24 protein-coding genes are annotated in these 25388 nt (G+C 71.0%); 7 read left to right on the forward strand and 17 right to left on the reverse strand.

All coding sequences use genetic code 11. The annotated features are described in order from the left end of the window. Positions 1 to 33: 33 nt before the first annotated feature. Positions 34 to 1455, reverse strand: coding sequence for a GH39 family glycosyl hydrolase (locus tag OG798_RS15180; RefSeq protein ID WP_095855494.1), 1422 nt, complete (start codon positions 1453 to 1455; stop codon positions 34 to 36). 158 nt (positions 1456 to 1613) lie between these two features. On the opposite strand from OG798_RS15180, the gene OG798_RS15185 reads away from it, so the two are divergent. Next, the gene (locus OG798_RS15185) at positions 1614 to 2708 is read left to right on the forward strand and encodes a DUF5925 domain-containing protein (RefSeq protein WP_054231066.1); all 1095 of its coding nucleotides are present in this window, start codon (positions 1614 to 1616) and stop codon (positions 2706 to 2708) included. A gap of 35 nt (positions 2709 to 2743) precedes the next feature. Next, positions 2744 to 3508 carry a DUF72 domain-containing protein gene (locus OG798_RS15190; protein ID WP_095855493.1) on the forward strand — a complete coding sequence of 255 codons (765 nt, stop codon included), beginning with the start codon at positions 2744 to 2746 and terminating at the stop codon, positions 3506 to 3508. Here the strand turns inward: OG798_RS15190 and OG798_RS15195 are convergent. After that, the gene (locus OG798_RS15195; protein ID WP_177324034.1) at positions 3505 to 3873 is read right to left on the reverse strand and encodes a GntR family transcriptional regulator; all 369 of its coding nucleotides are present in this window, start codon (positions 3871 to 3873) and stop codon (positions 3505 to 3507) included. The genes OG798_RS15190 and OG798_RS15195 overlap by 4 nt on opposite strands. 71 nt (positions 3874 to 3944) lie before the next feature. Here OG798_RS15195 and OG798_RS15200 point away from each other — a divergent pair, with 71 nt between their 5' ends. Both OG798_RS15200 and OG798_RS15205 read left to right on the forward strand, forming a co-directional pair. Further along, the gene (locus OG798_RS15200; protein ID WP_267061386.1) at positions 3945 to 4874 is read left to right on the forward strand and encodes a GNAT family N-acetyltransferase; all 930 of its coding nucleotides are present in this window, start codon (positions 3945 to 3947) and stop codon (positions 4872 to 4874) included. Next, on the forward strand, positions 4855 to 5355 hold the full coding sequence (locus OG798_RS15205; RefSeq protein WP_267061387.1) for a DUF402 domain-containing protein: 501 nt from the start codon (positions 4855 to 4857) through the stop codon (positions 5353 to 5355). Before OG798_RS15200 ends, OG798_RS15205 begins: the two co-directional genes overlap by 20 nt. A 49-nt stretch (positions 5356 to 5404) precedes the next feature. Here OG798_RS15205 and OG798_RS15210 read toward each other — a convergent pair whose 3' ends face one another. Continuing rightward, a complete protein-coding gene (locus tag OG798_RS15210; RefSeq protein ID WP_267061388.1) occupies positions 5405 to 6103 on the reverse strand; it encodes a class I SAM-dependent methyltransferase in 699 nt (232 codons plus the stop codon). A gap of 137 nt (positions 6104 to 6240) precedes the next feature. On the opposite strand from OG798_RS15210, the gene OG798_RS15215 reads away from it, so the two are divergent. After that, positions 6241 to 6375 carry a hypothetical protein gene (locus tag OG798_RS15215; protein WP_095855490.1) on the forward strand — a complete coding sequence of 45 codons (135 nt, stop codon included), beginning with the start codon at positions 6241 to 6243 and terminating at the stop codon, positions 6373 to 6375. 52 nt (positions 6376 to 6427) lie between these two features. Here the strand turns inward: OG798_RS15215 and OG798_RS15220 are convergent, their stop codons facing one another. Continuing rightward, on the reverse strand, positions 6428 to 6889 hold the full coding sequence (locus OG798_RS15220) for a GNAT family N-acetyltransferase (protein WP_095855489.1): 462 nt from the start codon (positions 6887 to 6889) through the stop codon (positions 6428 to 6430). A gap of 170 nt (positions 6890 to 7059) precedes the next feature. On the opposite strand from OG798_RS15220, the gene OG798_RS15225 reads away from it, so the two are divergent. Beyond that, positions 7060 to 8166: a lytic polysaccharide monooxygenase auxiliary activity family 9 protein gene (locus OG798_RS15225; RefSeq protein ID WP_267061389.1), complete on the forward strand. Its 1107-nt coding sequence runs from the start codon at positions 7060 to 7062 to the stop codon at positions 8164 to 8166. Positions 8167 to 8241: 75 nt separating this feature from the next. Here OG798_RS15225 and OG798_RS15230 read toward each other — a convergent pair whose 3' ends face one another. Continuing rightward, on the reverse strand, positions 8242 to 9099 hold the full coding sequence (locus OG798_RS15230; protein ID WP_267061390.1) for an esterase/lipase family protein: 858 nt from the start codon (positions 9097 to 9099) through the stop codon (positions 8242 to 8244). 183 nt (positions 9100 to 9282) lie between these two features. Beyond that, positions 9283 to 9726 carry a MarR family winged helix-turn-helix transcriptional regulator gene (locus tag OG798_RS15235; protein WP_121416598.1) on the reverse strand — a complete coding sequence of 148 codons (444 nt, stop codon included), beginning with the start codon at positions 9724 to 9726 and terminating at the stop codon, positions 9283 to 9285. Positions 9727 to 9817: 91 nt separating this feature from the next. Here OG798_RS15235 and OG798_RS15240 point away from each other — a divergent pair, with 91 nt between their 5' ends. Further along, positions 9818 to 10192 carry a cupin domain-containing protein gene (locus OG798_RS15240; protein WP_075027785.1) on the forward strand — a complete coding sequence of 125 codons (375 nt, stop codon included), beginning with the start codon at positions 9818 to 9820 and terminating at the stop codon, positions 10190 to 10192. Positions 10193 to 10209: 17 nt separating this feature from the next. Here the strand turns inward: OG798_RS15240 and OG798_RS15245 are convergent, their stop codons facing one another. From OG798_RS15245 to OG798_RS15295, 11 genes are all read right to left on the reverse strand, one after another. Continuing rightward, positions 10210 to 11184, reverse strand: coding sequence for a DNA polymerase Y family protein (locus OG798_RS15245; RefSeq protein ID WP_267061391.1), 975 nt, complete (start codon positions 11182 to 11184; stop codon positions 10210 to 10212). Next, positions 11181 to 14765 (reverse strand): DNA polymerase III subunit alpha, encoded by a 3585-nt coding sequence (locus tag OG798_RS15250; protein ID WP_328757198.1) that lies wholly within the window; start codon positions 14763 to 14765, stop codon positions 11181 to 11183. Before OG798_RS15250 ends, OG798_RS15245 begins: the two co-directional genes overlap by 4 nt. Positions 14766 to 14955: 190 nt before the next feature. Beyond that, entirely contained in the window at positions 14956 to 16038 is a 1083-nt protein-coding gene (locus OG798_RS15255) for a S1 family peptidase (protein WP_267061393.1), read from the reverse strand. A 246-nt stretch (positions 16039 to 16284) separates the two neighbouring features. Continuing rightward, positions 16285 to 17226, reverse strand: coding sequence for a slipin family protein (locus tag OG798_RS15260; protein ID WP_328760030.1), 942 nt, complete (start codon positions 17224 to 17226; stop codon positions 16285 to 16287). A gap of 186 nt (positions 17227 to 17412) precedes the next feature. Next, a complete protein-coding gene (locus tag OG798_RS15265; protein ID WP_095855482.1) occupies positions 17413 to 18309 on the reverse strand; it encodes a S1 family peptidase in 897 nt (298 codons plus the stop codon). A gap of 320 nt (positions 18310 to 18629) precedes the next feature. After that, positions 18630 to 19412, reverse strand: coding sequence for a DUF1684 domain-containing protein (locus OG798_RS15270; RefSeq protein ID WP_095855481.1), 783 nt, complete (start codon positions 19410 to 19412; stop codon positions 18630 to 18632). Between the two features lie 4 nt (positions 19413 to 19416). Further along, positions 19417 to 20715: an NtaA/DmoA family FMN-dependent monooxygenase gene (locus OG798_RS15275; RefSeq protein WP_328757199.1), complete on the reverse strand. Its 1299-nt coding sequence runs from the start codon at positions 20713 to 20715 to the stop codon at positions 19417 to 19419. Then, positions 20712 to 21791: an LLM class flavin-dependent oxidoreductase gene (locus OG798_RS15280; RefSeq protein ID WP_328757200.1), complete on the reverse strand. Its 1080-nt coding sequence runs from the start codon at positions 21789 to 21791 to the stop codon at positions 20712 to 20714. Before OG798_RS15280 ends, OG798_RS15275 begins: the two co-directional genes overlap by 4 nt. A gap of 51 nt (positions 21792 to 21842) precedes the next feature. After that, a complete protein-coding gene (locus OG798_RS15285; RefSeq protein WP_328757201.1) occupies positions 21843 to 22604 on the reverse strand; it encodes an amino acid ABC transporter ATP-binding protein in 762 nt (253 codons plus the stop codon). Positions 22605 to 22647: 43 nt separating this feature from the next. After that, positions 22648 to 24402: an FAD/NAD(P)-binding protein gene (locus tag OG798_RS15290; RefSeq protein WP_328757202.1), complete on the reverse strand. Its 1755-nt coding sequence runs from the start codon at positions 24400 to 24402 to the stop codon at positions 22648 to 22650. Further along, on the reverse strand, positions 24399 to 25256 hold the full coding sequence (locus OG798_RS15295; RefSeq protein WP_121416591.1) for an amino acid ABC transporter permease: 858 nt from the start codon (positions 25254 to 25256) through the stop codon (positions 24399 to 24401). The genes OG798_RS15290 and OG798_RS15295 overlap by 4 nt, the downstream gene beginning before the upstream one ends. Between the last annotated feature and the right edge of the window lie 132 nt (positions 25257 to 25388).

The raw sequence follows: 25388 nt of genomic DNA on the forward strand, positions 1-25388 counted from the left end.
CGCAGTGGCTCACCCGGACCCGGGATCACGGGTTCAGCGGGTGAGCCACTTCACTTCGTAGGCCCTCATGTCGAACTGCTTGCCGTCCACCTGCGCGTTGATGGACCGGTTCAGGGTGTTCACGACCAGGACGGCCTTGTCGGTGGCGAGGACACGGACGTTGGGCACGTCGTCGGGGGCCACGGACACCGTCGCGTACGTGGAGCCCGGGGCGAACGCCCGGCTGAAGCGGGAGACGAGGTCGAGCATGGGCAGGGCCGCGCCGCCGTCGGCACGGTCGGTCGGCGTCCACAGGCAGCCCGCGCAGTCGGTGCCCTTCTCCTTCTCCGGGTTCCAGTAGAAGCCGGAGGTTGCGCCGCCGCGGGCCATCGCGATCAGGCCGGCGGCCTGGACGGCGACGCGGTGGGCCTCGGACCAGCCCGTGCGCTCGTCGTTGCCGTCGGCGGGCTCGACGTAGTACTCGGCCCACCACAGAGGCAGTCCATGAGTCTGCTCGCGCACCCACCGGCTGACGGCGGTGAACTTGTCGGTGGCCGCGAACTCGTTCGGGAGCAGGTCGTCGTCGTTGGTGTAGCTGGAGCCGTCGACGACGACGAAGTCGGCACCCACCTTGTTCTTGTTCCAGTAGTCGAAGGCGTCGAGGACCCGCTGGTCCATGGTGCCCCAGGTGCCCTTCAGGGTCGTCGACGCGTTCTCCGTCTGGCGCGGGTCGACGCTGTCCATGACGAGGTAGGGCCCGCCGACCAGGATGTCCTTGTCGACCTTCTTCAGCGCCTTGTAGACGAGGTTGTAGAGCTCGGTGTAGCCCTCGTAGTCCCAGCGGGCCTTGCCGTCGTTCCAGAAACCCTTGAACTCGTTCCAGACGATGAAGTGACGGACGTCCGGATAGCGCTTGGCGACGGTCGCGGCGAGCGCGGCGAAGTCCGCGTAGTGGGCGCGGTCCGGGGCGGTCTCCAGGGCGGCCTGGCTCCAGTTCGTGTTGTTCGCGCCGGCCTTGCCGCCCTTCATCCAGTCCGGGGAGCAGCACAGGGTGACGACCGGGGTCCCGCCGGACTTCCGCATGAAGTCGATACGGCGGTCCATCTCGGAGAAGTCGTAGCGCCCCTTGGAGGGTTCGGGGTTGCCCGCCCCCCAGCCCATGATGTGCTGGATCTGCGGCACCGACTGCTTCTCCAGCAGCCCCTCGACGCGCCGGGTGGCCGTGTCACTGCCCTGGTCTGCGCTGTACTGGGTGTGGGTGAAGCCCCAGCCCACCTCGGGTCGCGGCGTTGGGGGCGGGGTGACGGGGGTGCCGTGCACCTTGTCCCCGTCGCGGGTGGTGCCCGCGGTGCTCGCGCCGCCTCCGGGCAGGGTGTTGAGCAAGGTCACCACCAGGGCCAGAGCGGCCACTCCCACGCCGAGCAGCGCGGTGAGCCGCCACCGCCGTGCCCCCGAATTCCACCCATGACGTCCCATCAAGGGCAACAGTAACGGCGGGGGTCGGCCGCGGGACAGGTCTTGTAGGACCACAGCCGTGTAACAGGACGGAGGGGATACGGGTAGACACAGCCGACACACAGGACGCACCGCGGAAACCGGGTGCACGGGGCGCCCGCGTGACGGATCATGGCGGCATGTCTGCCAACCCACACGACGCACTGCCGATCCGGCTCAACGTCGACGACAGCGACTCACCGTCGGACGTCGTCGACGCGCTGTTCCTCGGCCGCTTCGCGACGGGCGAGCAGCCGCACTCGCACGCGGCGAACATCGACCGCGTACGGTCCGGGGCGACGCTCCTCCCGCCGGGCGCCCGCGTGCTGCGCTCGGCCCGCGACGACGACCGCAGCGCCACGCTCGCCGAGGGCGACGGCTGGACCCTGCTGGTGTCCCGCTGGAACCGCGGCGCCGACGTCACGGTCACCGCGACCAGCACCGAACTGGCCGCCAAGATCCTCGACCAGGCGACGGACGGCGCGGCGGACGAACCCGAACCCCAGCCGGAGAACGTGACGATGGGGTTCTGGTACGTCTCCCCGCGCCGCGGCCCGCACCGCACCACCCGGCAGATCTCCGCGGGTACGTGGGAGGAGGTGCGGTCGAACTACACCGGACCGGTGGCGGACGCCATGGACCGGCTGATGAAGACGACGCCCGAGGACATCGCGGGCCGGCTGTTGCTGCTGCACGGCCCGCCCGGCACGGGCAAGACCTCGGCCCTGCGCACCCTGGCCCGTTCCTGGCGCGACTGGTGCCAGGTGGACTGCGTCCTCGACCCGGAGCGGCTCTTCTCCGACGTCGGCTATCTGATGGACATCGCGATCGGCGAGGAGGACGGCACGGGCAAGGGCCGCTGGCGGCTGCTCCTGCTCGAGGACTGCGACGAGCTGATCCGCGGCGAGGCCAAGCACACCGCGGGCCAGGCGCTCTCGCGGCTGCTCAACCTCACCGACGGCCTCCTCGGCCAGGGCCGCAACGTGCTCGTGGGCGTCACGACCAACGAGGACCTCGAGCGCCTCCACCCCGCCGTGGTCCGCCCCGGCCGCTGCCTCGCCCGGATCGAGGTCGGCGCGCTGACCCGCCCGGAGGCGGTGAGCTGGCTGGGCACGGAGGAGGGCGTCGGCCGCGACGGCGCGACCCTGGCCGAGCTGTACGCGCTGCGCCGGGGCACGACGCCGACGTCGGTGCCGGACCAGCGGGAGGGCGCGGACGCGGGACTGTATCTGTAGCTGCCCGGCACTGCGTGCGGTGCTTTGATGGTCGTATGACCCTGTTCGTCGGCACGTCGGGGTGGCAGTACAAGGACTGGCGCGGCGTCCTGTACCCGGACGGGGTGCCGATGCGGCTGTGGCTGGAGGAGTACGCGGCACGGTTCGCCACGGTCGAGATCAACAACGCGTTCTACCGGCTGCCGTCGCGGGAGACCTTCGAGAGCTGGCGGGAGCGCACCCCGCCCGACTTCGTCGTCGCCCTCAAGGCGAGCCGCTATCTGACGCACATCAAACGGCTGCGCGACCCGGCGGAGCCGGTCGACCGGCTGATGGGCCACGCCGCCGGGCTCGGCGACCGCCTGGGCCCGGTCCTGCTCCAGCTCCCGCCCACGCTGCACGCCGACCCCGCCCTTCTCGACGAGTGTCTGGGCCGCTTCCCCGCCGGCGTCCGGGTCGCGGTCGAACCGCGCCACGACTCCTGGTGGACATCGGAGGTGCGCAAGGTGCTCGAGTCACGGGGTGCCGCCCTCTGCTGGGCCGATGTGCTGGCCCGCCCCGTGACGCCCCTGTGGCGGACCACCGACTGGGGCTACGTCCGCTTCCACGAGGGCCGCGCCCAGCCGTGGCCGCGCTACGGCCGGCAGTCCCTGACGACCTGGGTACGGCGCGTCACGGACGCCTGGTCCGACCACCACGACGTGTACGCGTACTTCAACAACGACCCGAACGCGGCGGCGATCCACGACTCGGTGGCCTTCGCCCACGCCGCAAGAACAACGGGCCTGCCGGTGACCCGCACGCCGGACGACAGGACCTAGTCCCCGTAGGCCGCCCGCAGGGCATCCCGTACGGCGTCCAGCGCGGCGGACTCGGAGAGGCCGAGGCGGTGCACGCGCTCGGCGTACGCCTGTGCGGCCGACGCCGCTTCGCGCTCCGCCGCCGAGCCCGCCGCGGCGACGAACGTCCCGTTGCGGCCGCGCGTCTCGATCACCCCGTCCGACTCCAGCGCCCGGTAGGCCTTGGCGACCGTGTTGGCGGCGAGGCCGAGTTCCTCGGCCAGCCCCCGCACGGTGGGCAGCTTGTAGCCGACCGGCAGCGCGCCGGACCGCGCCTGCTCGGAGATCTGGGCACGCACCTGTTCGTAGGGCGCGGCCCCCTCATCGATGTGGATCTTCAACGTCACGCAGCGATTGTCCCGTACGGAACGGAAAATGAGAGGCACTCGCACACACCTCGCGCGTAGCGTTCGACTCCATGACTGTGATCATCAGCGACGTCCGCCCGGACGACCGACGGCACACCGAGGGCTTCGCCCACATCCGAAACCGCGCACTCCCCTTCGTGCTGTACACCCCCGACTCCATCGCGTACGACGTCACGCACGCGCACCCCGACGCCCACTACCGCCCGCTGCTCGCGGAGCAGGACGGCGAACCGATCGGCACGGCCCAGGTCGGCATCGCGCACGACAGCGCGGAGCCGAACCAGGGCTACCTCAACGTGTACGTCGACCCCGACCGCACCCGCCGGGGCGCGGGCTCCCTCCTGGTGCGCACCGCCGAGGAGCACCTGGCGGCCCTGGGCGCGACCAAGCTCTTCGCCTGGGTCCTGGACGAGCCGGGCAACCGCGCGTTCGCCGAGAAGCACGGCTACCGAGCGAGCCGCTCCGCCCACTTCCTCCGCCTCGACCTGGCGGGCAGCACCCTGCCGGCGCTCCAGAGCCCGCCGCCGGGCGTCGAACTGTGCAAGGGCTCGGACTTCGCCGACGACCCGCGCCCCCTGTTCACCCTGGACGCGGAGACGATGGCGGACGAACCCAGCGACATTCCCCACGAGTTCACGGACTACCAGGCCTGGCTCCAGGAGACCTGGCGCCACCCCCTGTTCAGCGCCGAGCTGACCACGGTCGCGCTCGTCGACGGCCGCCCGGCGGCGTTCAGCGCGGCCCGCACGGACGGCGGCACCCGCTACGGCACCGTGATGACGGGCACCGCCGCCGCGTTCCGCGGTCGCGGCCTCGCCAAGCTCGCCAAGAACGACTCGCTGCACCGGGCCCGCGCCGCCGGGTACACGGAGGCGTTCACGGGCAACGACGCCGGCAACGAACCGATGATCGCGATCAACAAGTGGTTCGGCTACGAGATCTGCGGGACGGAGGTGCGGTATGTCCGCGAACTCGCCTGACGCACCTCGCACCGTGGAGGTCGTCCTCGTCAAGTCCGGTCGCACGAAGATCCGTTACCCCGCCGAACTGCTCGCCGACGACGGCACCCGCGTCACCGTGCGCGCGCCGTGGGCGGGCGAGGGCGTCCGCGACTTCGGCTTCGTACGGTTCGAGCCGGGCGATGTCTTCACCGAGCACTACTGGCGGGACCGCTGGTACGCGGTCAAGGAGGTCCGGGACGCCGAGGGCGTACGGAAGGGCTGGTACTGCGACATCACCCGCCCGGCCACCCTCTCCGGCGGCGAACTGGTCGTCGAGGACCTCGACCTGGACCTGTGGCGCTCCGCGGACGGCACGGACGTACTGCGCCTGGACGAGGACGAGTTCGCGGCGAGCGGCCTCGCGACGACCGATCCGCGGGCCGCGGCCGCCGCGCAGAACGCCCTCGACACACTCGAACTCCTGGCCCGCGAGGGCGACTTCGAGGCCCTGTTCGGCTAGGGCCGGTACCCGGCGGACACCCGCTCGGCGACCGCCGAGCACCCGGTGGTCAGACGTGGGCCACCACCGCGTACCGCTCGTCCGCCACCTCGCGCCCCCACAGCCGCGCGTCGTCGGACAGCCGCTCCACCCGGAGGTCCGAGGTCAGGGGTTCCAGCAGGGCGGCCAGCCGGTCCGCGGGTATGCCGACGGGGCTCAGCGTCCCCCACACCCCCTCGACCAGGACGAGCCGTCCTCCGGGGCGCAGCAGCCCGCGCCAGTGCCGCAGGACGCGCCCGGGGTCGGGCAGCGCCCACAGGACGTGCCGCACGAGCACGACGTCGAACCGCTGCTCGCCGACGGGCGGTGCCGTCGCGTCACCTAGGAGGAACACCGCGTCACGTCCGGCGAGCTTGGCGCGGGCCAGGTCGACCATGCGTGGCGCGCCGTCGATCCCGGTGACATGGTGGCCCCGCTCGGCCGCGAGAAGCGCCAGGCTGCCGGTGCCACAGCCGAGGTCGAGCACCTCGCACGGGGTCTCGGGCAGCCAGGCGCGCAACCGCTCCGCCCAGGCCTCCCGCACGACGGCGTCGCGCAGCCCGTGGTCCGGTTCGTCGTCGAAGGTGTCGGCCTCGGCGTCCCAGTCCACCCGGTCCGTGTCGGCCACCGTCTCCGCGCCCCCGCCCGCGCCGCCGAGCTCCGGCCCCACCTCGCTCGGACAAGGTTTGACACCGCTCTGACCTGGATTCATTTCGTTGTAACCCGTCATGTGCCCCAGGGTGACACCCACCACTGACAGTCGAATCGTGACAGCCGCCACAGACAGATCCGGACTGATGAGCAACTCTCCCGGAAAGGGTCTACCTCCGTACAACCGCGGATCCCGGTAGGCACAAGGAGGCAGCCATGCGCCGTGTGACCGTGCAGAAGCCCCTGAGTAAGTCGCAGTCCCGCCGAGTGCGGGACGAGGCCGACGAGCGCCCGGCCGAGCGTCCGGAGGTCCGCAAGGACATCCACCGCACGTGGTGGCCGGACGAGTGAGCGGTCCGGGCCGCGCGCCCCGGCACTGAGACACGCCCCGGCGCGGAAAGTGTCAGTCGAGCCGCTTGCGGTAGTGGATCCGGTCGTACCGGCCGTCCACACGGCGCTCCACGACCTCGTACCCGTACTTCGGGTAGATCGTCTGGTTCTCCCACATCATCGCGTTCGTGTAGAGCCTGACCTCGGTCAGCCCGAGCGCACGCGCGTGTGCGTCCACGAACGCCAGCAGCCGTCGCCCGACGCCCTTGCCATGGGCGTCGGGGTGGACGGCGATGCTGTCGAGGAAGAGATGGTCCTCGCGCGCCTCGATCACCACGAGGCCCCTCACGGGTTCCCCCGTGACGAACACCCGCCCCGCGGCCACGTTCGCCGCGTGGTCCGCCTCCATGGGCTTCGGCACCACTCCGATGCGCTCGATGTAGTGGTGGTACGCGGCGTCGGTCACCGCTTTCACGGCGGCCACGTCGGCGGCAACGGCCGGGCGGATCTCCGGTTGGTTCGGGGCATCTGTCATGGCCGAAACGGTAGCTACCTGAGCGCAGGCTCAGCACTCCCTTAAGCCGACCATAAGGATCTCCCTCACCCGCCTCCAACAGGCGATTTCGCGGTTTCTTCGGGCTAGCTTGCTGATCACCCCCACGGGATCCGCCGTACGCCCGTAGGCCCGCTTCGAGGAGTTCCCCCATGTCTTTCCCCAAGCTCTCAACTACGTTCGAGCAGGGGAGGCCCCAATGCCGCAAGGCCGCCGTCGCAGTCGCCGTCGGTGTCGCCCCGGTCGCCCTGACCGCGCTCGCCGCGGCGCCCGCCGTCGCGCACGGCACGATGGGCGACCCGGTCAGCCGGGTCTTCCAGTGCTACGCGGAGAATCCCGAGAGCCCGAAATCCGGCGCCTGCAAGGCGGCCGTCGCGGCCGGCGGCACCCAGGCGCTGTACGACTGGAACGGCATCCGGATCGGCGACGCGAACGGCGGACACCAGCGGCTCATCCCCGACGGGAAGCTGTGCAGCGCGGGCAACGACGAGTTCAAGGGCCTGGACCTGGCCCGCGCCGACTGGCCGACGACGCGCGTGAGCGCCGGCGCGTACACGTTCAAGTACCGGGTGACGGCCCCGCACAAGGGGACCTTCGACGTCTACATCACCAAGGCGGGCTACGACCCGTCCAAGCCGTTGGCCTGGGCCGATCTGGACCTGGCTCACCCGGTCGCCACGAAGACCGACCCGGCCGCGACGGACGGCTACTACACCTTCTTCGGCACCCTGCCGCAGCGATCGGGCAGACAGCTCCTCTACGCGATCTGGCAGCGCTCGGACAGTCCGGAGGCGTTCTACTCCTGCTCGGACGTCACCTTCGGTGGCGGAGGTTCCGGCAACGCCGGTGCCGGTGGCGGCAGTACGGGCAGCAGCGGTACGGGCAGCGGTAGTAATACGGGCACGGGGAGTACCGGAAGCGGTACCACCCCCGCGCCGACCACCCCGGCACCCACCGCTTCCGCGCCCTCCGAGCAGCAGATAGCCGACGGTGCCGACAAGTCGACGGTGCGGCACGACCACCACGACGGCACGGCCACTCCGGCGGCCGACACGAACACCTCCGAGGCAGCTCCCGGCGGCTCCGCCGACCGGCCCGAGGCCGCGGGTGTCTCGGAGCGGCACCTCGCCGAGACCGGCGGTGACTCCTCCAGCCCCTATCTCGCGATCGGCGGGGCGAGCGCGCTGGCGCTGGGCGCGGCGGCACTGTTCTCCTCGGTCCGCCGCCGCGCGCCGCGCGACGGCCGACGCGGTCGCTAGGCCCTGTCGTCACATTCCCGGTGCACTCCGGGGCCTGTCCGGCGGCTCAGGTCGGACAGGCCCCGGCCGGGGCGGTCAGCTGAACACGGAGGCGCAGTTCGTGGTGGTGGCGTGTGCCGGGTCGAGGGCGTTGGCCGCTTCGTGGAAGGCGATCCGGTCGATGAGGCCGATCGCCGCGTGCTCGGAGAGGTCGACCGGGCACAGGTCCTGCAGCAGCACGTTGTGGACGTCGGATCCGGTGAGGAACTGTGAGCGGTACGGCGTGACCACCTCGTCGTACTTGGTGGCGATCACCGTGTAGTGCACGCCCGGGACGGTGTCGCCGCCGGCGTTGAGCTTGGTCAGGAAGGCGGAGCCGACGATCTGGTCGGCGAGCGCGGGTGTGACCGCCGACAGCAGGTCCTCGGCGCCCGGGAAGTACGGCAGCAGGTTGGTGAGGCCGTCGAGGGTGGTGCCATGGTTGTCGGGCGCGATGCCCACGAAGGTGTTCACCTTGGCGGCTCCGCCGAGGAACTTGAGGTAGTAGCGGGGCATCAGGCCGCCCTGCGAGTGGCCGACGAGGTCGGCCTTGGCCGCGCCGGTCGCGGTGAGCACCTTGTCGACGAATACCTGAAGCTGTTCGGCCGACTTGTCGATGGGGCCGAGGGCGTTGAAGAGGGGGACGCCGGGCAGTTGCCCGTAGTCGAGGGAGAAGACGCAGTACCCGCGGTTCACCAGGTAGGGCGCGAAGGTCAGCCAGTTGTCGATCGAGTTGGCGAAGGTGCCGTGGACGAGGACGACGGGGCGGGGATGGGTGGCGGAGGGCTTGCAGGAGTAGTCGTTCCAGCCGCTGCTCGGCGCGGCGGCGTGGGCGGTGGCGGCGGGGACCACGGCGACCACCGCGGTCAACAGCAGTGCGGTGAGGGGTCTGAGCAGGCGCTTCCAGGGCAGCATCGGGTGATCTCCTTGCGGCTCAAGGGAGTTGCGACGACGTACGCCCTGTGATCCGGATCACGAGGATGCTGTTCACTCGTCAAGTTACGGGCGAGTAGCCCAAGTGTGAAGTTACGCGTCAGTAAAAAACTTCCGGCGGAAAACAGCGGCAGTCTCGGACAGCGGCCAACACCTGACGAATCGTCACCAAGCGGGCCTGATGGGACCATAGGGCGCGATACGCATCAATCGGTCGCACAACACGCGCACTTCACCCTCACCGAGCACCTCGGCCCACGCCCGCACGACATCGGCGGCCGCCTCCTCCGCCGCACGGGTGCAGGCCCAGCCGCGTTCGGTCAGCACGACGAGGCGGGCGCGCGCGTCACCGGGATACGGGCGCCGCTCGGCGTACCCCTTGCGCACGAGCTCGTCGACGAGCTGACTGGCGGCCTGCTTGGTCATCCCCAGATGGGTCGCGAGGTCGGTGACCGTCGCACCGTCCGGCGCGAGCCGGACGAACGCGAAGCCGTGCGCGGGCCGCACCTCGAAGCCACGGGCTTCGACGCCGTCGTTGATGCGCCGTGTCAGGTCGCCCGCGGCGGCGAGCAGGGCGGCGGTCAGGGCCATGGCCTCGTAGTTCTCCACGGATGCATTGAAACACCCTTGACGAATTGGTCAAGCAGCTTGACCATGAGTCCATATAGTCAAGCTACTTGACCACTTTCAGGAGGCAGCCATGCCCGTCATCCACCCGTCCGATGCCGTCGTCCACGAGATGCACGGCGCCCGCTTCGTCTCGTACGCCCGCCCCGGCGCCGGCAGCAAGGAACTGTGCGCCTGGCGGGGCGAGATCCCCGCCGGCACCAAGGCGCCCCTGCACACCGTCAGCCGCGAGGAGATCCTCCACATCCTCGAGGGCGAGCTGGTGATCACGCTCGACGGACGCACCGAGCGGGTCACCGCGGGCGACACGCTGATCATCAACCCCGGGGCGACCTTCGGCGCCGAGAACCCGACCGACCGGACCGTGATCACCTGGGTCACCACGCCCATCGGTCTGACGGCGGAGCTGTCCGACGGCACCCGCATCACCCCTCCGTGGGCCAACTGACGCACATCTGAGGAGAGTTACGCCGCCAGCGTGCCCGGCATCACCGCATGCGGGCCGAACTTCGCCCGCGCGCGGTCCGCGACCTCCTCGATGCGGCGGACCTTCTCGTCCACGGGGTCGAAGGTCAGCTGGTGGGAGGCCTGTTCGGCGGGAGTGAGGCCCTCGGCGCGCAGGCCGATCGCGCGGACCCGGGCACGCTGGAGGCCGAGCGCCTCGTACAGGGCGTACGCGGTGGCGGTGAGCGCCGAGGAGTGGGCGGTCGGCTCCTTGAGGGTGCGGCTGCGGGTGGTCGAGGAGCGGTCGGCGTAGCGGACGGTGAGGGTCAGGGTGCGGCAGACCTTCTCCAGGGCGCGCAGCCGGGTGCCCAGCTCCTCGGTGGCGGAGAGCAGCGCGCGGCGGTGCAGGGCGGGGTCCAACTCGTCGCGGGAGAAGGGGCGTTCGGTGGCGAGAGAGCGCGAGGTGGCGTTCGGGACGACCCGACCGCGGTCGATGCCGGACGCCTTCTCGTGCAGTTCGCGGCCGGTCCGGGCACCGGTCAGGCGCTGGAGCGTGGACAGGGGCGCGGCGGCGACCTTGCCGATGGTGTCGAGGCCGTACTCGCACAGGGTGCGGGCGGTGGCGCCGCCGACCCCGGGCAGCGCGCCGACGGGCCGCTCGGCGAGGAACTCCGCGACGGCGTCCGGCTCCCCGGGCACCACCCGGGCCACTCCGGGCACGGCCTCCCGCAGTGCCATCCGCGCGAGCATCGGCCCGGGTCCGGCGCCGATCGCGCAGTCGATCCCGTACAGGGCGAGTGCCCGCACCCGGATCAACGAGGCGAACTCCACGGCGGTCCGCCCGAAGTACCGTTCGGCGCCCCGCAGATCGACCAGCGCCCGGTCGGGCGGCAGCGCCTCGATGACGGGGGTGAACTCCTCCAACAGTCCGAGGAGCCCCGGCAGGGCGGCCTCGTACATCGGAGGCAGCTGAAAACGTACGCAGAGGATGGTCATCCCGCACTCCCCGGACTCTGGTGCCACAACTTCTTTCCTCCCGCGGGCCCTTCGCCCGCGGGACGCAGATCGGCCCAGGGGTGCATCTCGTACCCCGTGGGCATCCGGATCTTCCGGCTCTCCTTCGTGCCCTCCCCCTCCGGCAGGGGCCCCGGCACGGGCTCCGCCAGCCGCGCCGCCACCACGTCGAGGCCGCCCTCGGCGCGCAGCTCGACCAGTTCGGCGAGATTCCAGGCCGCCGCGCCCACCACGCTGAGGCTGCGCGGGCCCCGGCGCTGCACCACTCCGCGCACCAGCAGCAGCCAGGAGTGGAAGACGGTGTGGGCGCAGGCGTCGTGCGAGTCGTCGAAGAAGGCGAGGTCGACCAGGCCGGTGCCGTCGTCCAGGGTGGTGAAGATGACGCGTTTGCCGGAGCGGATCGGCGGGGTCTGGGTGGCCGCCTTGGCGCCCGCGACCAGGACCGTCTCTCCGTGTCGCGCCTCCCGCAGCCGACGTGCCGTCACCACGCCCAGCTCCCCCAGGAACTCCCGGTGGTCGTCCATCAGATTGCGCGAGGCGTCCATCGACAACACGCCCAGTTCGGCGCTGAGCCGCTCCGCCGAGGAGAGGTCGGGCAGCCCGGCGGAGGCGGTCTTCCGCCCGCCGGACAGGGGGAGTTGGCCGCCGCCCGCGCCCCGGGAACCCCGGTGCAGCTCGGTCAGGTGCAGTTGCAGATCACGTCGGTTGGCGCCGAACGCGTCCAGCGCGCCGACCTGCGCGAGCCGCTGTGCGAGCGGCCTGCTCGGCCGGGCCCGCTCCCAGAAGTCGAGCAGGGAGGCGTACGGCTGTCCGTCCGCGATCCGCGCCGCCTCGGCCTCGCTGATGCCGTGCACGTCGGAGAGGGCGAGGCGGACACCCCAGCGGCCGGCAGAGCCAGCAGATTCAGACACCAGTTCGATACGGTGGGCGACCGCCGACCGGTTCACGTCCAACGAAAGGATCGGCACCCCCCGCCGCCGCGCGTCCGCCAGCAGCAGCCGCTTCGGATACATCCCGGGGTCGTGCGTGAGCAACCCGGCGTAGAAAGCGGCCGGGTGATGGGCCTTCAGCCACGCCGACTGGTACGTCGGGACGGCGAAGGCGACCGCGTGCGCCTTGCAGAAGCCGTACGACCCGAAGGCCTCGACGATCTCCCAGGTCCGCGCGATGGTCTCGGCGTCGTACCCCTTGGCCGCCGCGTTCTGTGCGAACCAGAACCGGATCCGCCCCTGCGCCTCGGGGTCGGACAGCCCGCGCCGCACCCGGTCCGCCTCGTCGCGTCCGCAGCCGGTCATGATGTCGACGATGTCGATGATCTGCTCGTGGAAGACCACGACGCCGTACGTCTCCTTCAGCGGTCCCTCCAGGTCCGGGTGCGGATAGCGGATCGGCGTCCGCCCGTGCCGCGCCTCGATGAACGGCCGCACCATGTCGGCTGCGACCGGTCCCGGCCGGAAGAGCGAGATGTCGACGACGAGGTCGTGGAAGGTCGCGGGCTGCAGCCGCCCGACCAGGTCGCGCTGGCCGGGCGACTCGATCTGGAAGCAGCCCAGCGTCTCGGCGGACTGGATGAGCCGATACGTCGCCGGGTCGCCCGGCGCCACCGCGTCGATGTCCGGCCGGTCCCCCGTGGCCCGCTGCACCTCGGCCACCGCGTGCGCCATCGCGGACTGCATCCGCACGCCCAGCACATCGAGCTTGAGCAGCCCGAGGTCCTCGACGTCCTCCTTGTCGAACTGCGACATGGGGAAGCCCTCACCGCTGGTCGGCACGACCGGCGTACGGGCGAGCAGGGAGGCGTCGGAGAGGAGCACCCCGCACGGGTGCATGGCGATGCCGCGCGGGAGGGCGTCGAGGGACTCGACCAGCTCCCACAGCCGTCCGTACTTCGCCCCGTCCCGCTGAACCTCCCTCGCCAGCTCCCGCAGTTCGGGCAGCTCGTCCATCGCCGCGCGGGCGTCGCGGGCGCGGATGTGCGGGAAGGACTTGGCGATCCGGTCGATGTCGGCCGGGTCCATGGAGAGCGCGGCGCCCACATCGCGGACGGCGTGCCGGACCCGGTAGGTCTCGGGCATCGAGACGGTCGCGACCCGCTCGGTGCCGAACCGGTCGATGATCGCGCGGTAGACCTCCAGCCTGCGCGCGGACTCCACGTCGATGTCGATGTCGGGCAGCACCGAGCGACGCTTGGACAGGAAGCGCTCCATCAGCAGCCCGTGCTCGACCGGGTCGGCGTGCGCGATACCGAGGAGGTGGTTGACGAGGGAGCCCGCGCCGGAGCCGCGCGCGGCGACCCGGATGCCCATCTTCCGTACGTCGTCCACGACCTGGGCGACCGTCAGAAAGTAGGAGGCGAAGTCGTGGTGGGCGATGATGTCCAGCTCGCGGTGCATGCGTTCCCAGTAGTCCCGCCTGCGTTCGTAGCCGCGCAGCACCATGCCCGCCGCCGCCCGGGAGGCCAGGACGCGCTGGGCGGTGCGCCGGCCCGCACCGACGAGATGCGGCTCGGGGAAGTGGACGGTGCCGATGCCGAGGTCGTCCTCGGGGTCGACGAGGCACTCGGCGGCGGTGGCCTGGGTCTGTTCGAGCAGGCGGTACGCGGTGTCACGGCGGTAGCCCGCGGCCTCGACGATCCGTTCGGCGGCGCCCAGCATGGCGGCCTCGTCCTTGAGCCAGGCCTCGCCGGAGTCCAGCTCGCGCCGGGGGTCGACGGGGACGAGGCGGCGGGCGGCGTCCAGGACGTCGGCGACCGGGCCGAGGCCCGGGTCGGCGTACCGGACGGCGTTGCTGAGCACCGGGCGCACCCGCTGTTCGGCGGCGAAGCCGACGGTGCGGGCGGCGAGCCGCAGGGACCCGGGCCCGGTGCCCTCGCGGCCGTGCCAGACGGCTTCGAGGCGCAGGGCGTCGCCGTAGATCTCCCGCCAGGGCGCGAGCAGCTTCGCGGCGCGGTCGGGGCGCCCCGCGGCTAGTGCGCGGCCGACGTCGGAGACGGGTCCGAGCAGTACGGTCAGTCCCTCGGCGTGGTTGTCCGGCCGGAGCAGCAGGGGCTGCCGCCCCGGGCCGCTGTCGGGACCGCCGCCCGCATGCGCCGCCGTGACGATTCTGCAGAGGTCGGCCCAGCCGGCCGCGCCGTCCCGGGCGAGGAAGGTCACCCGAGGAGTCGACTCGTCGATGAAGGCACCGCCACGGACCGGGGCGCGGCGCCGCTCCCCTCGTACGGGCTCCCCGTTCCCTCGTACGGGCTCCCCCGCCGCTCGGGCAAAAGCCCCGCCCGTCGGCGCGGAGGCCCCGGCCGTCCGGGCGAAGGCCCCCGCCGTCCGGGCGGAAGCCCTCGCCTCTCGGGCGGGAGCCTCAACCGCGAGGTCCGCCCCGAACAGTGGACGGACACCCGCTTTCGCGCAGGCCTTGGCGAACCGGACCGTGCCCGCGAGGCTGTCCCGGTCGGTGAGCGCGAGGGCGTCCATGCCCCGCTCCGAGGCACGCTCGGCCAGCCGCTCCGGGTGCGAGGCCCCGTACCGCAGGGAGAACCCGGAGACGGTGTGCAGATGCGTGAACCCCGGCACACGCACCTCCCGTACCCGTCCGTATCCGTTCGTGTTCGAGGACCCTCTCACCAGGCTCTCGAACATTCGTTCCCAATGACCTCACCCCCACCATAGACCAATTTCCGAACAAGTGTGCGACATCCGTTCGAGCCCGTCCCACCTGCGCAAACACCGGTCCACCGGCCCTGAGCAGGCAGGACGGAGCGCGTCAGCCGATCTGGGCGCCGAAGGCCGACAGCGCCTCGGTGACCGGCTGGAAGAAGGTCTCGCCGCCCGAGGTGCAGTCGCCGCTGCCGCCCGAGGTGAGGCCGATGGCCGTGGAGCCCGAGAAGAGCGAGCCGCCGCTGTCACCGGGCTCGGCGCAGACGTCGGTCTGGATGAGTCCGTCGACGATGTCACCGTTGCCGTAGTTCACGGTGGCGTCCAGGCCGGTGACCGTGCCGCTGTGCACCTGGGTCGTCGAACCGCTGCGCGTCACCGACTGCCCGACGGTCGCCGCACCCGCCTGGGTGATGGGCTGCGCTGAGCCGTTGTAGAGATCGACCTCGCTCGGGTGGTCGACCGTCGAGGTGTACTTGACCAGACCGAAGTCGTTGCCGGGGAAGCTGGACTGCTCGTTCGTGCCGATCTCCTTGCCACTGGAGTCCGACCAGGTGGAGATCTCCCGGGTGCAGTGCCCGGCGGTGATGAAGTACGGCTGGCCGCCCTTGACCACGTTGAAGCCGAGCGAGCAGCGCCCGCCGGAGCCGGTGATCGCGTCGCCGCCCGCGATGAAGGGCTTGAACTCCCCCTTCGTGCGCTGGAGTTCGGCCTTGGCGCCGAGACCGTCGACGACCTTGGTCAGCCGGGCGAGGGTCGCGCCCCCGACCGTGCGGTCGGCGGTGACGACGACCTTGTTGGTCCCCGGGTCGGTCGCCCAGGACGTGCCGGGGATGGTCGCGTCCTCCTTGAGGGTGGTACGGGCGCTCGTCAGTTCGGCGAGGGAGTTCTCGACGATTCTGGCCTGGGCGCCGGCCGCCTCGACGACGCGCGCCGCGGCCTGGTCGAGCACATTGACGACGAGGTGCCCGGCCTTCGCGTCGTAATACGTTCCCGCCGCGTCGGGACCCAGGTCCTTGCCGAGCGTCGAGGCGAGCTTTCCGGCCGCCGTGATCGAGAGCGGCCGGGGCGTCGCGCTCTTCTGCGTCTCGCTCGCGTTCGCAGTCTGGAAGGTGACTCCCGCGGCGACCAGGGCGGCGACACTCGCGCCTGCCACGGCTGCGCGCCGCCCGGATATACGTCGGTGCTTCACTTCGCGTCCTCCTGTGGGGGGCGGCCCGGGAGGTCGTGGGGACCTCCCGGGCCGGAAGGCGTACGGAATCGAAAGGCGTACGGGCGCCCACTATTCCGAGACCCACAGGTGGCTCACAAGGTCGACTTCAGGACGCGCGTACAGCAACGGGTGTACGCCCCCGGCACCTTGACCCTGCGTGATCGCACCCTGTGCGTTCGCAGTGCAAACACTGCGTGCGAGTGACGCATGTGCAGCCCGTGAGGTCTAGTCCTGTCTGATTTTCGACTCTTCAGAGTCCGATCCCAACGGGGGCGCGAGGGAAGACGGTTGCTCCTGCACCGATTGCTCGACCGGTTGCTCCACCGATTCCCGCACCGATTGCTCCACCGATTCCCGCACCGGCCGCTCGGTCGACGGCCGCGCCTGCTCGGGCGCCGGGGCGGCCGGCTGCTGCGCCCGTTCCAGGAACCGCAGCAGTTCCACCGGGAAGGGGAGCACCAGGGTGGAGTTCTTCTCCGCGGCGACCGCCACCACGGTCTGCAGCAACCTCAGTTGGAGCGCGGCGGGCTGTTCGGACATCACCCCGGCGGCCTCCGCCAGCTTCTTCGACGCCTGCAACTCGGCGTCCGCGTTGATGACCCGCGCGCGCCGTTCCCGGTCGGCCTCGGCCTGCCGGGCCATCGACCGTTTCATCGTCTCCGGCAGCGACACGTCCTTGATCTCGACCCGGTCGATCTGCACGCCCCAGCCCATGGCCGGACTGTCGATCATCAGCTCCAGGCCCTGGTTGAGCTTCTCCCGGTTGGAGAGCAGATCGTCCAGGTCGCTCTTGCCGATGATCGAGCGCAGCGAGGTCTGCGCCATCTGCGAGACCGCGAACTGGTAGTCCTCGACCTGGATGACCGCGTCGGCCGCGTCGACCACCTTGAAGTAGACGACCGCGTCGACCCGGACCGTGACGTTGTCCCGCGTGATGCCCTCCTGCGCCGGGACGGGCATCGTCACGATCTGCATGTTGACCTTGCGCAGCTTGTCGACGAAGGGCACCACCATGGTGAACCCGGGCCCGCGCACCTCCGAGCGCAACCGGCCGAGGCGCAACACCACACCGCGTTCGTACTGTTTGACGACACGGGCCCCGGCCATCGCGTAGACGATCCCCACGGATACGACGGAGACTCCCGCCGCCACCAGTTCCTCGACCATCACGGCCCCCCAGGGTCCGAAGTGGGCGCATCGGGCAAGTACCGCATCAGGCGCGTACCCGGCGTGTACTTCGACGGTAACTCCGTCACCCGAGCAAGGGCGAGCCCCCGCACGGCAGTTGCGTACGGGGGCTCGCCTGCTGCTGGCTGCAGGTCCGATCGTGCGGGCTTTACGGGGTGCGGTCGGTCAGCCGACGCTCACGCCGTAGTAGCTCAGCGCCTCGGTGACCGGCTGGAAGAAGGTCGTACCGCCGGAGGTGCAGTTGCCACTGCCACCGGAGGTCAGACCGTAGGCGACGGTACCCGCGTAGAGCGGACCGCCGCTGTCGCCACCCTCGGCGCACACGGTGGTCTGGATCATCTGGTAGACCACGTCGCCGCTGCCGTAGTTGACCGTGGCGTTCAGCGCGGTGACCCGGCCGCTGTGCGTGCCGGTGGTCGAGCCGCGACGGTAGACGGTCGTGCCCACGCTGGGCGTGGCGGCGCTGCTGATGGTCTGGCTGCCGACCGAGCTGGGGTGGGCGACCGACGAGGTGTATCGCACCAGCGCGAAGTCGTTGGTCGGGAAGCTGTAGCTGACGTTCGTACCCAGCGTGGTGGACTGGCCCGAGTTGGAGTACCAGGTGGAGGCGACCTCACCGCAGTGGCCGGCGGTCAGGAAGTAGTAGGTGCTCCCGCTGTGCACGTTGAAGCCGAGCGAACAACGGTAGCCACCGCCGTAGATGGCGTCGCCGCCGGTGATCAGCTTCTTGAACTTGCCCGGGGTGTGCTTGATCGTGAGGGCCGCGGCGTTGCCGCCCGCGTCCTTCTTGATCTTCGCGATCTCGGCCTTGGAGACCGTGCTGTCGACGGTGACGACGACGCGGTTCGTCTTGGCGTCGACCGCCCAGGCGGTTCCCGCGATGTCGGACTTGAGTACCGACTTGTTCACCGTGCTCAGCTGAGTGGCGCTGAACGTATGGACGTCGGATGCGTTCGCGGTGGGGACGGAGAACGCTGCGGCGGCCAGGAGTCCGGTGGTCACGGCGATCAGCCGGGTCCGTCTCGCTATACCGCTGCGGGGGGTGGTGCGCTTGATCCTCACTTGTCGTTCCTCCCGAGGGAAGTAGGGGGCCCGCGTGGGGTCGGGGCCCGTGAGGCGCAGCCGGGAGTCGCCTGACCGGATTCCGGACAAGCCGTGCTCCTGACAAGCGCTGTGGGGGAGTATTCGGCCGCACGGCCGACCGGCGCAAGGGCGCCTTTCGGCCGTGCAGCATTCAACTGACGTACCACCAGCGGTAGTTGATCTTCCCAGACTCGGGTGTGCGGATTGCGTGTGGATCGTCGGGCACTCGAAGTGCCAGGAGGGCTTGGAGGAGTGAGTGGAGGGCGTGGAGTGAGTGGAGGGCGCGGAGGAGTGAACCGTCAGAGCAGCGTGCGCTCCCCCGCCGGGACGGCCACGCCCAGGGTGTTCCCGGGCGGCGGGAAGGGGCAGAGGAAGTGGTCGGCGAACGCGCACGGCGGAAGCACGGCCCGGTTGAAGTCCACTGTCGTACGCCCCTCGGCGTCGGGTGCCGCGGGGCGCAGGAACCGGAAGCGGTAGCTGCTGTCCCCGCTGGTGGTGTCGGCGAACACGGCCCACAGCGAACCGTCGCTCTCCACCGACACCTGGAGCGTGAGGTCCTCGCCGTCCAGGGTGAAGGCGAGGATGCCGCCGAGCCCCAGACCGCGGGCGACTCCGTCCGCGTTCTCCACATGGACGGTCCGGCTCTCGCCGTACGGCGTGAAGTGCCCCGGCACCGACCAGCGCGGGTCGTACGGCGTCGCCTCGACCCCCTTGAAGGCCGCGCGCGCTTCGGAGGCGGGGTCGAAGTCGCGTACGCCCCAGATCCCTTCGCGCACCAGGACGACGAACCGGCGCTCGCCGAGCCCGACCCGGGACTCGGCCGCCGACCCGGCGTCGGCGTCGATCCGGACCTCACCGGTGAAGGGCTTTCCGTCCAGGCTCAGACCGTCCTCGGGGGCGGCCGTCAGCAGGACCCCGTCCTCCTGGTCGGTCCACAGCCCGGGGATGTCCGGAAGTCGCCCGTCCGGATAGTCCTCCAGCCAGTGCGTGCCGGTGAGCGCCAACGGGCCGTAGGAGGCGGACACCGTCTCGACGCGGCGCTCGTGCCACCGCTCCCAGTCCTCGGATGCGTCTTTCGTCATGTGATCAACCCTTCCATATGGGTTCCGGCAACCCGAGGTGTGAGCGCAGCGTCATGCCCGTGTATTCCGTGCGGAAGGCGCCCCGCTCCTGGAGCAGCGGGACCACCCGGTCCACGAACTCGTCCAGTCCGCCCGGGGTCAGATGGGGGACGAGGATGAAGCCGTCGGCGGCGCCCGCCATCACGAACGCGTCGAGTTCGGCGGCGACCGTCTCCGGCGTGCCGACGAAGGACTGCCGCCCGGACGCCTCGATCACGGTCTGCCGGATGGACAGTCCCTTCGCCCGCGACAGGGCCCGCCACTTCTCCGCCACCGCGAGGGGGTCGGCGACGCGCACCCGTCCCTGCGCGAGGGCCGGCTCCGGCTCCGGGTCGATGTCGGGCAGGGGCCCGTCGGGGTCGTACGAGGAGAGGTCGACGCCCCAGATCTGCTCCAGCGCGAGGAGCGCGTTCTGCGGGGAGACCTGTCGGCGGCGGATCTCGGCGGCCCGCTCCCGCGCGTCCGCCGCGGTGTCACCGAGCACGACGGTGACACCGGGCATGATCTTCAGGTCCTCGGGCGACCGCCCGTACGTCGCGAGCCGCCCCTTCACATCGGCGTAGAACTCCCGGCCGGCGTCCAGGGTCCCGTGCCGGGTGAAGACCACGTCCGCCGTGGCCGCGGCGAACTCCCGGCCCTCGTCCGAGTCCCCGGCCTGGATGACGACGGGCTGCCCCTGCGGTGAGCGCGGCAGCCCGAACTCCCCCGCGATGTCGAAGTGCTGCCCCTGGTGGGCGAAGGGGCGCGCCACGCCTTCCGGCGTCCAGGAGTCCCACAGCTCTCGTGCGGTGGCGACGAATTCGGCGGCGCGCGCATACCGGTCGGCGCGGTCGAGGAAGCCGCCGCGGCGGAAGTTCTCCCCGGTGAAGGCGTCGGAGGAGGTGACCACGTTCCAGGCGGCCCGGCCCCCGCTGAGGTGGTCCAGCGTGGCCAGTCTGCGGGCGAGTTCGTAGGGCTCGTTGAAGGTCGCGTTGACCGTGGCGGCGAGCCCGAGCCGTTCGGTGACGGCGGCGAGCGCGTTGAGGACGGTGATCGACTCCGGGCGCCCCACGACGTCCAGGTCGTGGACGCGTCCCTTGTGCTCGCGCAGCCGCAGTCCCTCGGCGAGGAAGAGGAAGTCGAACAGGCCGCGTTCGGCGGTGCGCGCGAGGTGTTCGAAGGAGGCGAAGTCGATCTGGGACTTCGAGCGCGGGTCGGTCCAGACGGTGGTGCTGTTGACGCCCGGGAAGTGCGCCGCCAGATGCATGCGCTTGCGTACGGTCATGACGCTCCCCCTGTCACGGCGTACTGGTTGGCGGGCCGGGCCAGTCCCAGGTGCTCCCTGAGCGTGCTGCCCGGATAGAAGGTGCGGAACAGACCGCGGTGCTGGAGCAGCGCCACCGTTCCGTTCACGAGCCGCTCCAGGTCACGGTGCGGCTCGACCGGGGTGAGGTGGAAGCCGTCGACGGCCTCGGACGCGTGCCAGGCGGCGATCAGCTCGGCCAGGTCGACCGGACCGCCCCGGTACAGCGGCCCCTGCGCGGTCTGCCGGGGACCGCCACCCCCATGGCCCGGCTCGGCCGCGCGCTCCCCGTCACCGAGATCGACGACGAGCGAGCCGAGGACCCGCAGGGTGTCGGGATTGCGGCCGAACTTCGCTGCCGCGTCCCGGAGTTCGGCCCGTACGGCCCGGGCCTGCGCGGGTCCCACGACCCGGACGAGCGCCACGTCGGCGTACCGGGCGGCGACCCGACGGGCGGGCCCCTCGGTGGCGTCGACGACCCGGACGGGGTGGCCCTGCGGGGGCCGCGGCACGATCGAGGGGCCCTTCACGAAGAAGGTGGCGCCCCGAAAGTCGACGTGGTGCAGTTTGTCGCGGTCGATGAAACGGCCGGTGGCCTCGTCGCGTATCTCGGCGTCGTCCTCCCAGCTGTCCCAGAGCCGGGCGGCCACCTCGGCGATCTCGCCGGCCTCCCGCCACAGCGCGTCGGCGGGTGCCGCGTGCCTGCGGCCGAAGAGGCGGGCCTCGCCCTCGGTCGTCGACACGTCGAGCTGCCAGCCGGCCCGGCCGCGGCTGACCCAGTCGAGGGTCGCCACCGCCGCCTGGACGTGGAAGGGCTCGGTGTGGGTGGTGGTCACGGTCGGCACCAGACCGATCCGGCGGGTGGCGGGCGCGACACGGGAGAGTGCGGCGAGCGCGTCGGGCCCGGGGCGCGTGAAGGTGTCGCCGAGCGTCACGAAGTCGAGCCCGCCGCGCTCCGCGAGCTGCGCCGGCCCGACGTACGAGGCGGCGTCGAAGGCCGCCTGTTGATCGAGGGCGGCGGCCAGGTGCAGCAGCCCCCGGCCGTGCGGTGCGGTCATATCGGGTGAAACCTTTCTCCGGTAATCCGATCAGAGCCCCCTGGAGAGGGATCAAAGAACCTTGGACAGGAACGACCGCGTCCGTTCGTGCCGCGGCCGGTCGAGTACGTCGGCGGGGGCGCCCTGTTCGACGATCCGCCCGTCGTCCATGAAGACGACGGTGTCGGCGACCTCCCGGGCGAACCCGATCTCGTGCGTGACGACGATCATCGTGGTGCCCTGGTGGGCCAGGTCCTTGATGACGTCGAGGACTTCGCCGACCAGCTCGGGGTCGAGCGCCGAGGTCGGCTCGTCGAAGAGCAGCAGCTTCGGTTCCAGGGCGAGCGCGCGGGCGATGGCGACGCGTTGCTGCTGGCCGCCGGAGAGCTGCTTCGGGTAGGCGTCGGCCTTGTCGGCGAGCCCCACCCGGTCGAGCAGCGCCCGCGCCGCCTCGACGGCGTCCTTGCGCGGGCGCTTCAGCGCGGCGACCGGGGCCTCGACGATGTTGTCCAGCACGGTGAGGTGCGGGAAGAGGTTGAAGTTCTGGAAGACGAACCCGATGCGGGTGCGCTGTCTCAGGATCTCGCGCTCGCGCAGCTCGTACAGCTTGTCGCCGGAGCGCCGGTAGCCGACCAGCGAGCCGTCGATGCTGATGCGGCCCCGGTCCACCTTCTCCAGGTGGTTGATGGTGCGCAGCAGCGTGGACTTGCCGGAGCCGGACGGGCCGAGGATCACGGTGACCTCGCCGGTGCGCACCGCGAGGTCGATGCCCTTGAGCACTCCCAGTGGGCCGAAGCTCTTATGGACGGACCTGATGTCGACCATGACGGTCATCGTGTGAATCCCTCGTGCTGGCAGTGGAGTTGACGGTCGGGGGTTACGCGGCGGCCCGATACGCAAGATCGCGCAGGAACGCCAGCGCGGCTCGCGCGGTGGCGTCGTTCTGCCGGAACGCGGGCCCGCCGGTGCGCGGCCGGGTGAAGGCGCCGGGGGTACGTACGTCGGTGTAGGGCCCCAGTGCGAAGCGCCGGGGATGCGGCCGGCCGCCCCCGTCGAGGATCCGTCCGTCGGAGCGGTCCACCCGCAGCAGCCCCTCCGGGGTCTCGACGGCGCCGTCGGCGTGCAGTTCACGCAGCAGCGGGTCGAGGGCGCGCCCGACGGTGGGCTCGGGCAGCCGCGCCTCGACGAGCGCCCGCGCCTGGACCGTCTCGCCCGGCACGGTCGCGCTCGACGCCCGGAACACCCCGTCCTCGGCGACCACGGCCATGTCCGCGCCCACGAACCGCACGACGCCGGCCCGGGACAGTGCGAGCATCTGCCGCAGCCGGGGTCCGGGCGGCCCTGAGGCGAGGTAGCTGAAGAAGCCGTGCCACCAGGGTCCGACGTCTCCGAGCCGGATCAACTGCCCGTAGACGGAGAGCAGTCCGAGAAAGACGGCCAGGTCAGGGCTGTTTTCGGGATCATGACGGCGACGCAGATCTCCCTCGACGTACGCCCGCAGCCCCTCCTGCAACTCCTCGTGCGACGCGTACCGCACCCCGTCCAGCGGGCGGTCGAGCGCCGCGAGGTCGAGCCGGTCGGCGGGGTCGGGCACGACGGATACCACGAGGGCCTCGCGCTCCGTCGCCTCCCCGGCCGCGTACTTCTCCTCGAAGTCGGTCCAGGCGATCGCCGTCCGCTCGGGGTGGACGGTGAACAGCCGGTGGTAGTGCGCGAACCCCAGCTCCTTCTCGATCGACGGCCACACGTCCCGCCGGAAGTCGAAGCCCTCCGGCCGCGCCAGCAGCGCGTCGACCTCGGCGGGCCCGAAGAACCGTGGCAGCGGCGGCCGTTCACCGGTCCAGTCATAACCGATCTTCGAGTGGTACGGCACGCCGCGCCGCGATCCGACGTACAGCACCGGTTCCCGCCCCGACGGAAGGTAGGTGTCACCGTCGTACCGCCCGCCCCGTCCCTCCGTGAGCAGCACCATCAGGTCGACGAAGGCGAGCCCGAAGCCGCGCACGAGGACGGGTTCGCCGGGCGCGAGCGAGGACAGGTCGCTGTCGGCGGTGAAGTCGGGCGGCAGATGGACCAGGTCGTGGGCGCGGGCGTACGTCGCCAACTCGCGCTGATCCTGGTCGAGTTCGGCGTCGAGGTGGCCGAGCGCGAGAACGACGAGGTCGGCGAGAAGGGGACGCGGACGGCCCTCCAGCCAGACCTGCTGGCGCCCCTCGCGCGGGCCGCTGACGCGCAGGGCCCTGCACGGGTGATGGTGGACGGTGACGTCCGGGGGCAGGGCGGCCACGGCTTGCTCGTGCACCCAGCTCAGGTAAGCCCCTTGCAGCTGTCGGTCGGCGAAGGTGCGACCGTCGATGGCCGCCCATTCGTGCAGCGTGGGACCGGGGCGCACGGGCCCGTCCATGACCACCGTCTCGTCGGTGAACATGGTGACGTCCTCGGCGTGCGAGTTCATCCACAGCAGCGGCGACTGCGCCTCGCGCCAGATGCGTCCGGCGCCCGGCGGATGGGGGTCGACGAGATGGATGTCGAGTCCCGAACCGGCGTACAGCTCGTGCGCGTTGGCGGCGATGCGCTCGATGAGACCGGTCCCCCGCGGCCCGGCCCCGACGATCACGAGAGAGGGCTTCATCGGGTGCGCTCCGAGCCGCGCGCGTAGTGCTTCTCGACGTAGTACTGGCCGAGGCCGAGGACCGAGGTGACGACGGTGTACCAGAGGGTGGCGACCATCAGCAGCGGGATGACCTGGTAGGTGCGGTGGTAGACCAGCTGTACCGAGAAGAGCAGGTCCTGCACGGCGATGACGCTGATGATCGACGTGCCCTTGAGGGTGCCGATCAGCATGTTCCCGGCGGGCGGCACGATGGAGCGCATCGCCTGTGGCAGCACGATCCGCCACCAGCGGCGCCACCGGCTCAGACCGAGCGCCTGCGCGGCCTCGATCTGCCCACGGTCGACGGAGAGGATGCCACCGCGCACCACCTCGGCGGCGTACGCGGCCTCGTGCAGGGTGAGCCCGATGATCGCGACCGCGATCGGGGTGAACAGATTGACCGTCTTCACGCCGAGGAGCTCGGGATACAGCGCCCCGATGTTGAACCACAGCAGCAACTGCACCAGGATCGGAATCGACCGGAACAGCCACACATAACCCCAACTGACGCTGCGCAGCACGGGATTGGCGGACAACCGGGCCGCCGCGAGCAGCGTCCCCAGCGCGAAGCCGAGCACCATCACCACAGCCGTCAGCCACAGGGTGAGCCACAGGCCGCGCAGCACGGAGTCCGAGGTGAAGTAGTCACCGACCACCCCCCACTGGAACGCCTTGTTGCGGACGACGGAGGTGACGGCGAGCCCGAGCAGGACGAGTACGGCGACGGCGGCCGTCCACTGGCCCGGACGGCGCTGCGGAACGATCCGCAGGGAGTCGGCCTGCTCCGGTATGTCCGGTGCGGCGGATGTTTTGGCGAGGGTGTCGGAAGACATGCGAAGACTCCGTGACGTAGTCGAACACGGGTGGATGCCTTCACACGAAGCGCCTCGCGGCGCAGTACGGCCGAGCCCCTCAGCAGGGCCGTCCACCGAGAGTACGGGCCCGTTTCCCCCCGCTGTCAAGGC

Source organism: Streptomyces sp. NBC_00271 (assembly GCF_036178845.1).
In the GTDB taxonomy this organism is placed as follows: Bacteria; Actinomycetota; Actinomycetes; order Streptomycetales; family Streptomycetaceae; genus Streptomyces.

Bases quoted from the DNA above. Each gene is read 5' to 3' on its own strand.
- OG798_RS15180 (WP_095855494.1), bottom strand. From the start codon at position 1,455: ATGGGACGTCATGGGTGGAATTCGGGGGCACGGCGGTGGCGGCTCACC.
- OG798_RS15185 (WP_054231066.1), top strand. From the start codon at position 1,614: ATGTCTGCCAACCCACACGACGCACTGCCGATCCGGCTCAACGTCGAC.
- OG798_RS15190 (WP_095855493.1), top strand. From the start codon at position 2,744: ATGACCCTGTTCGTCGGCACGTCGGGGTGGCAGTACAAGGACTGGCGC.
- OG798_RS15200 (WP_267061386.1), top strand. From the start codon at position 3,945: ATGACTGTGATCATCAGCGACGTCCGCCCGGACGACCGACGGCACACC.
- OG798_RS15205 (WP_267061387.1), top strand. From the start codon at position 4,855: ATGTCCGCGAACTCGCCTGACGCACCTCGCACCGTGGAGGTCGTCCTC.
- OG798_RS15210 (WP_267061388.1), bottom strand. From the start codon at position 6,103: ATGACGGGTTACAACGAAATGAATCCAGGTCAGAGCGGTGTCAAACCT.
- OG798_RS15215 (WP_095855490.1), top strand. From the start codon at position 6,241: ATGCGCCGTGTGACCGTGCAGAAGCCCCTGAGTAAGTCGCAGTCCCGC.
- OG798_RS15220 (WP_095855489.1), bottom strand. From the start codon at position 6,889: ATGACAGATGCCCCGAACCAACCGGAGATCCGCCCGGCCGTTGCCGCC.
- OG798_RS15225 (WP_267061389.1), top strand. From the start codon at position 7,060: ATGTCTTTCCCCAAGCTCTCAACTACGTTCGAGCAGGGGAGGCCCCAA.
- OG798_RS15230 (WP_267061390.1), bottom strand. From the start codon at position 9,099: ATGCTGCCCTGGAAGCGCCTGCTCAGACCCCTCACCGCACTGCTGTTG.
- OG798_RS15240 (WP_075027785.1), top strand. From the start codon at position 9,818: ATGCCCGTCATCCACCCGTCCGATGCCGTCGTCCACGAGATGCACGGC.
- OG798_RS15245 (WP_267061391.1), bottom strand. From the start codon at position 11,184: ATGACCATCCTCTGCGTACGTTTTCAGCTGCCTCCGATGTACGAGGCC.
- OG798_RS15260 (WP_328760030.1), bottom strand. From the start codon at position 17,226: ATGGTCGAGGAACTGGTGGCGGCGGGAGTCTCCGTCGTATCCGTGGGG.
- OG798_RS15270 (WP_095855481.1), bottom strand. From the start codon at position 19,412: ATGACGAAAGACGCATCCGAGGACTGGGAGCGGTGGCACGAGCGCCGC.
- OG798_RS15275 (WP_328757199.1), bottom strand. From the start codon at position 20,715: ATGACCGTACGCAAGCGCATGCATCTGGCGGCGCACTTCCCGGGCGTC.
- OG798_RS15280 (WP_328757200.1), bottom strand. From the start codon at position 21,791: ATGACCGCACCGCACGGCCGGGGGCTGCTGCACCTGGCCGCCGCCCTC.
- OG798_RS15285 (WP_328757201.1), bottom strand. From the start codon at position 22,604: ATGACCGTCATGGTCGACATCAGGTCCGTCCATAAGAGCTTCGGCCCA.
- OG798_RS15290 (WP_328757202.1), bottom strand. From the start codon at position 24,402: ATGAAGCCCTCTCTCGTGATCGTCGGGGCCGGGCCGCGGGGGACCGGT.
- OG798_RS15295 (WP_121416591.1), bottom strand. From the start codon at position 25,256: ATGTCTTCCGACACCCTCGCCAAAACATCCGCCGCACCGGACATACCG.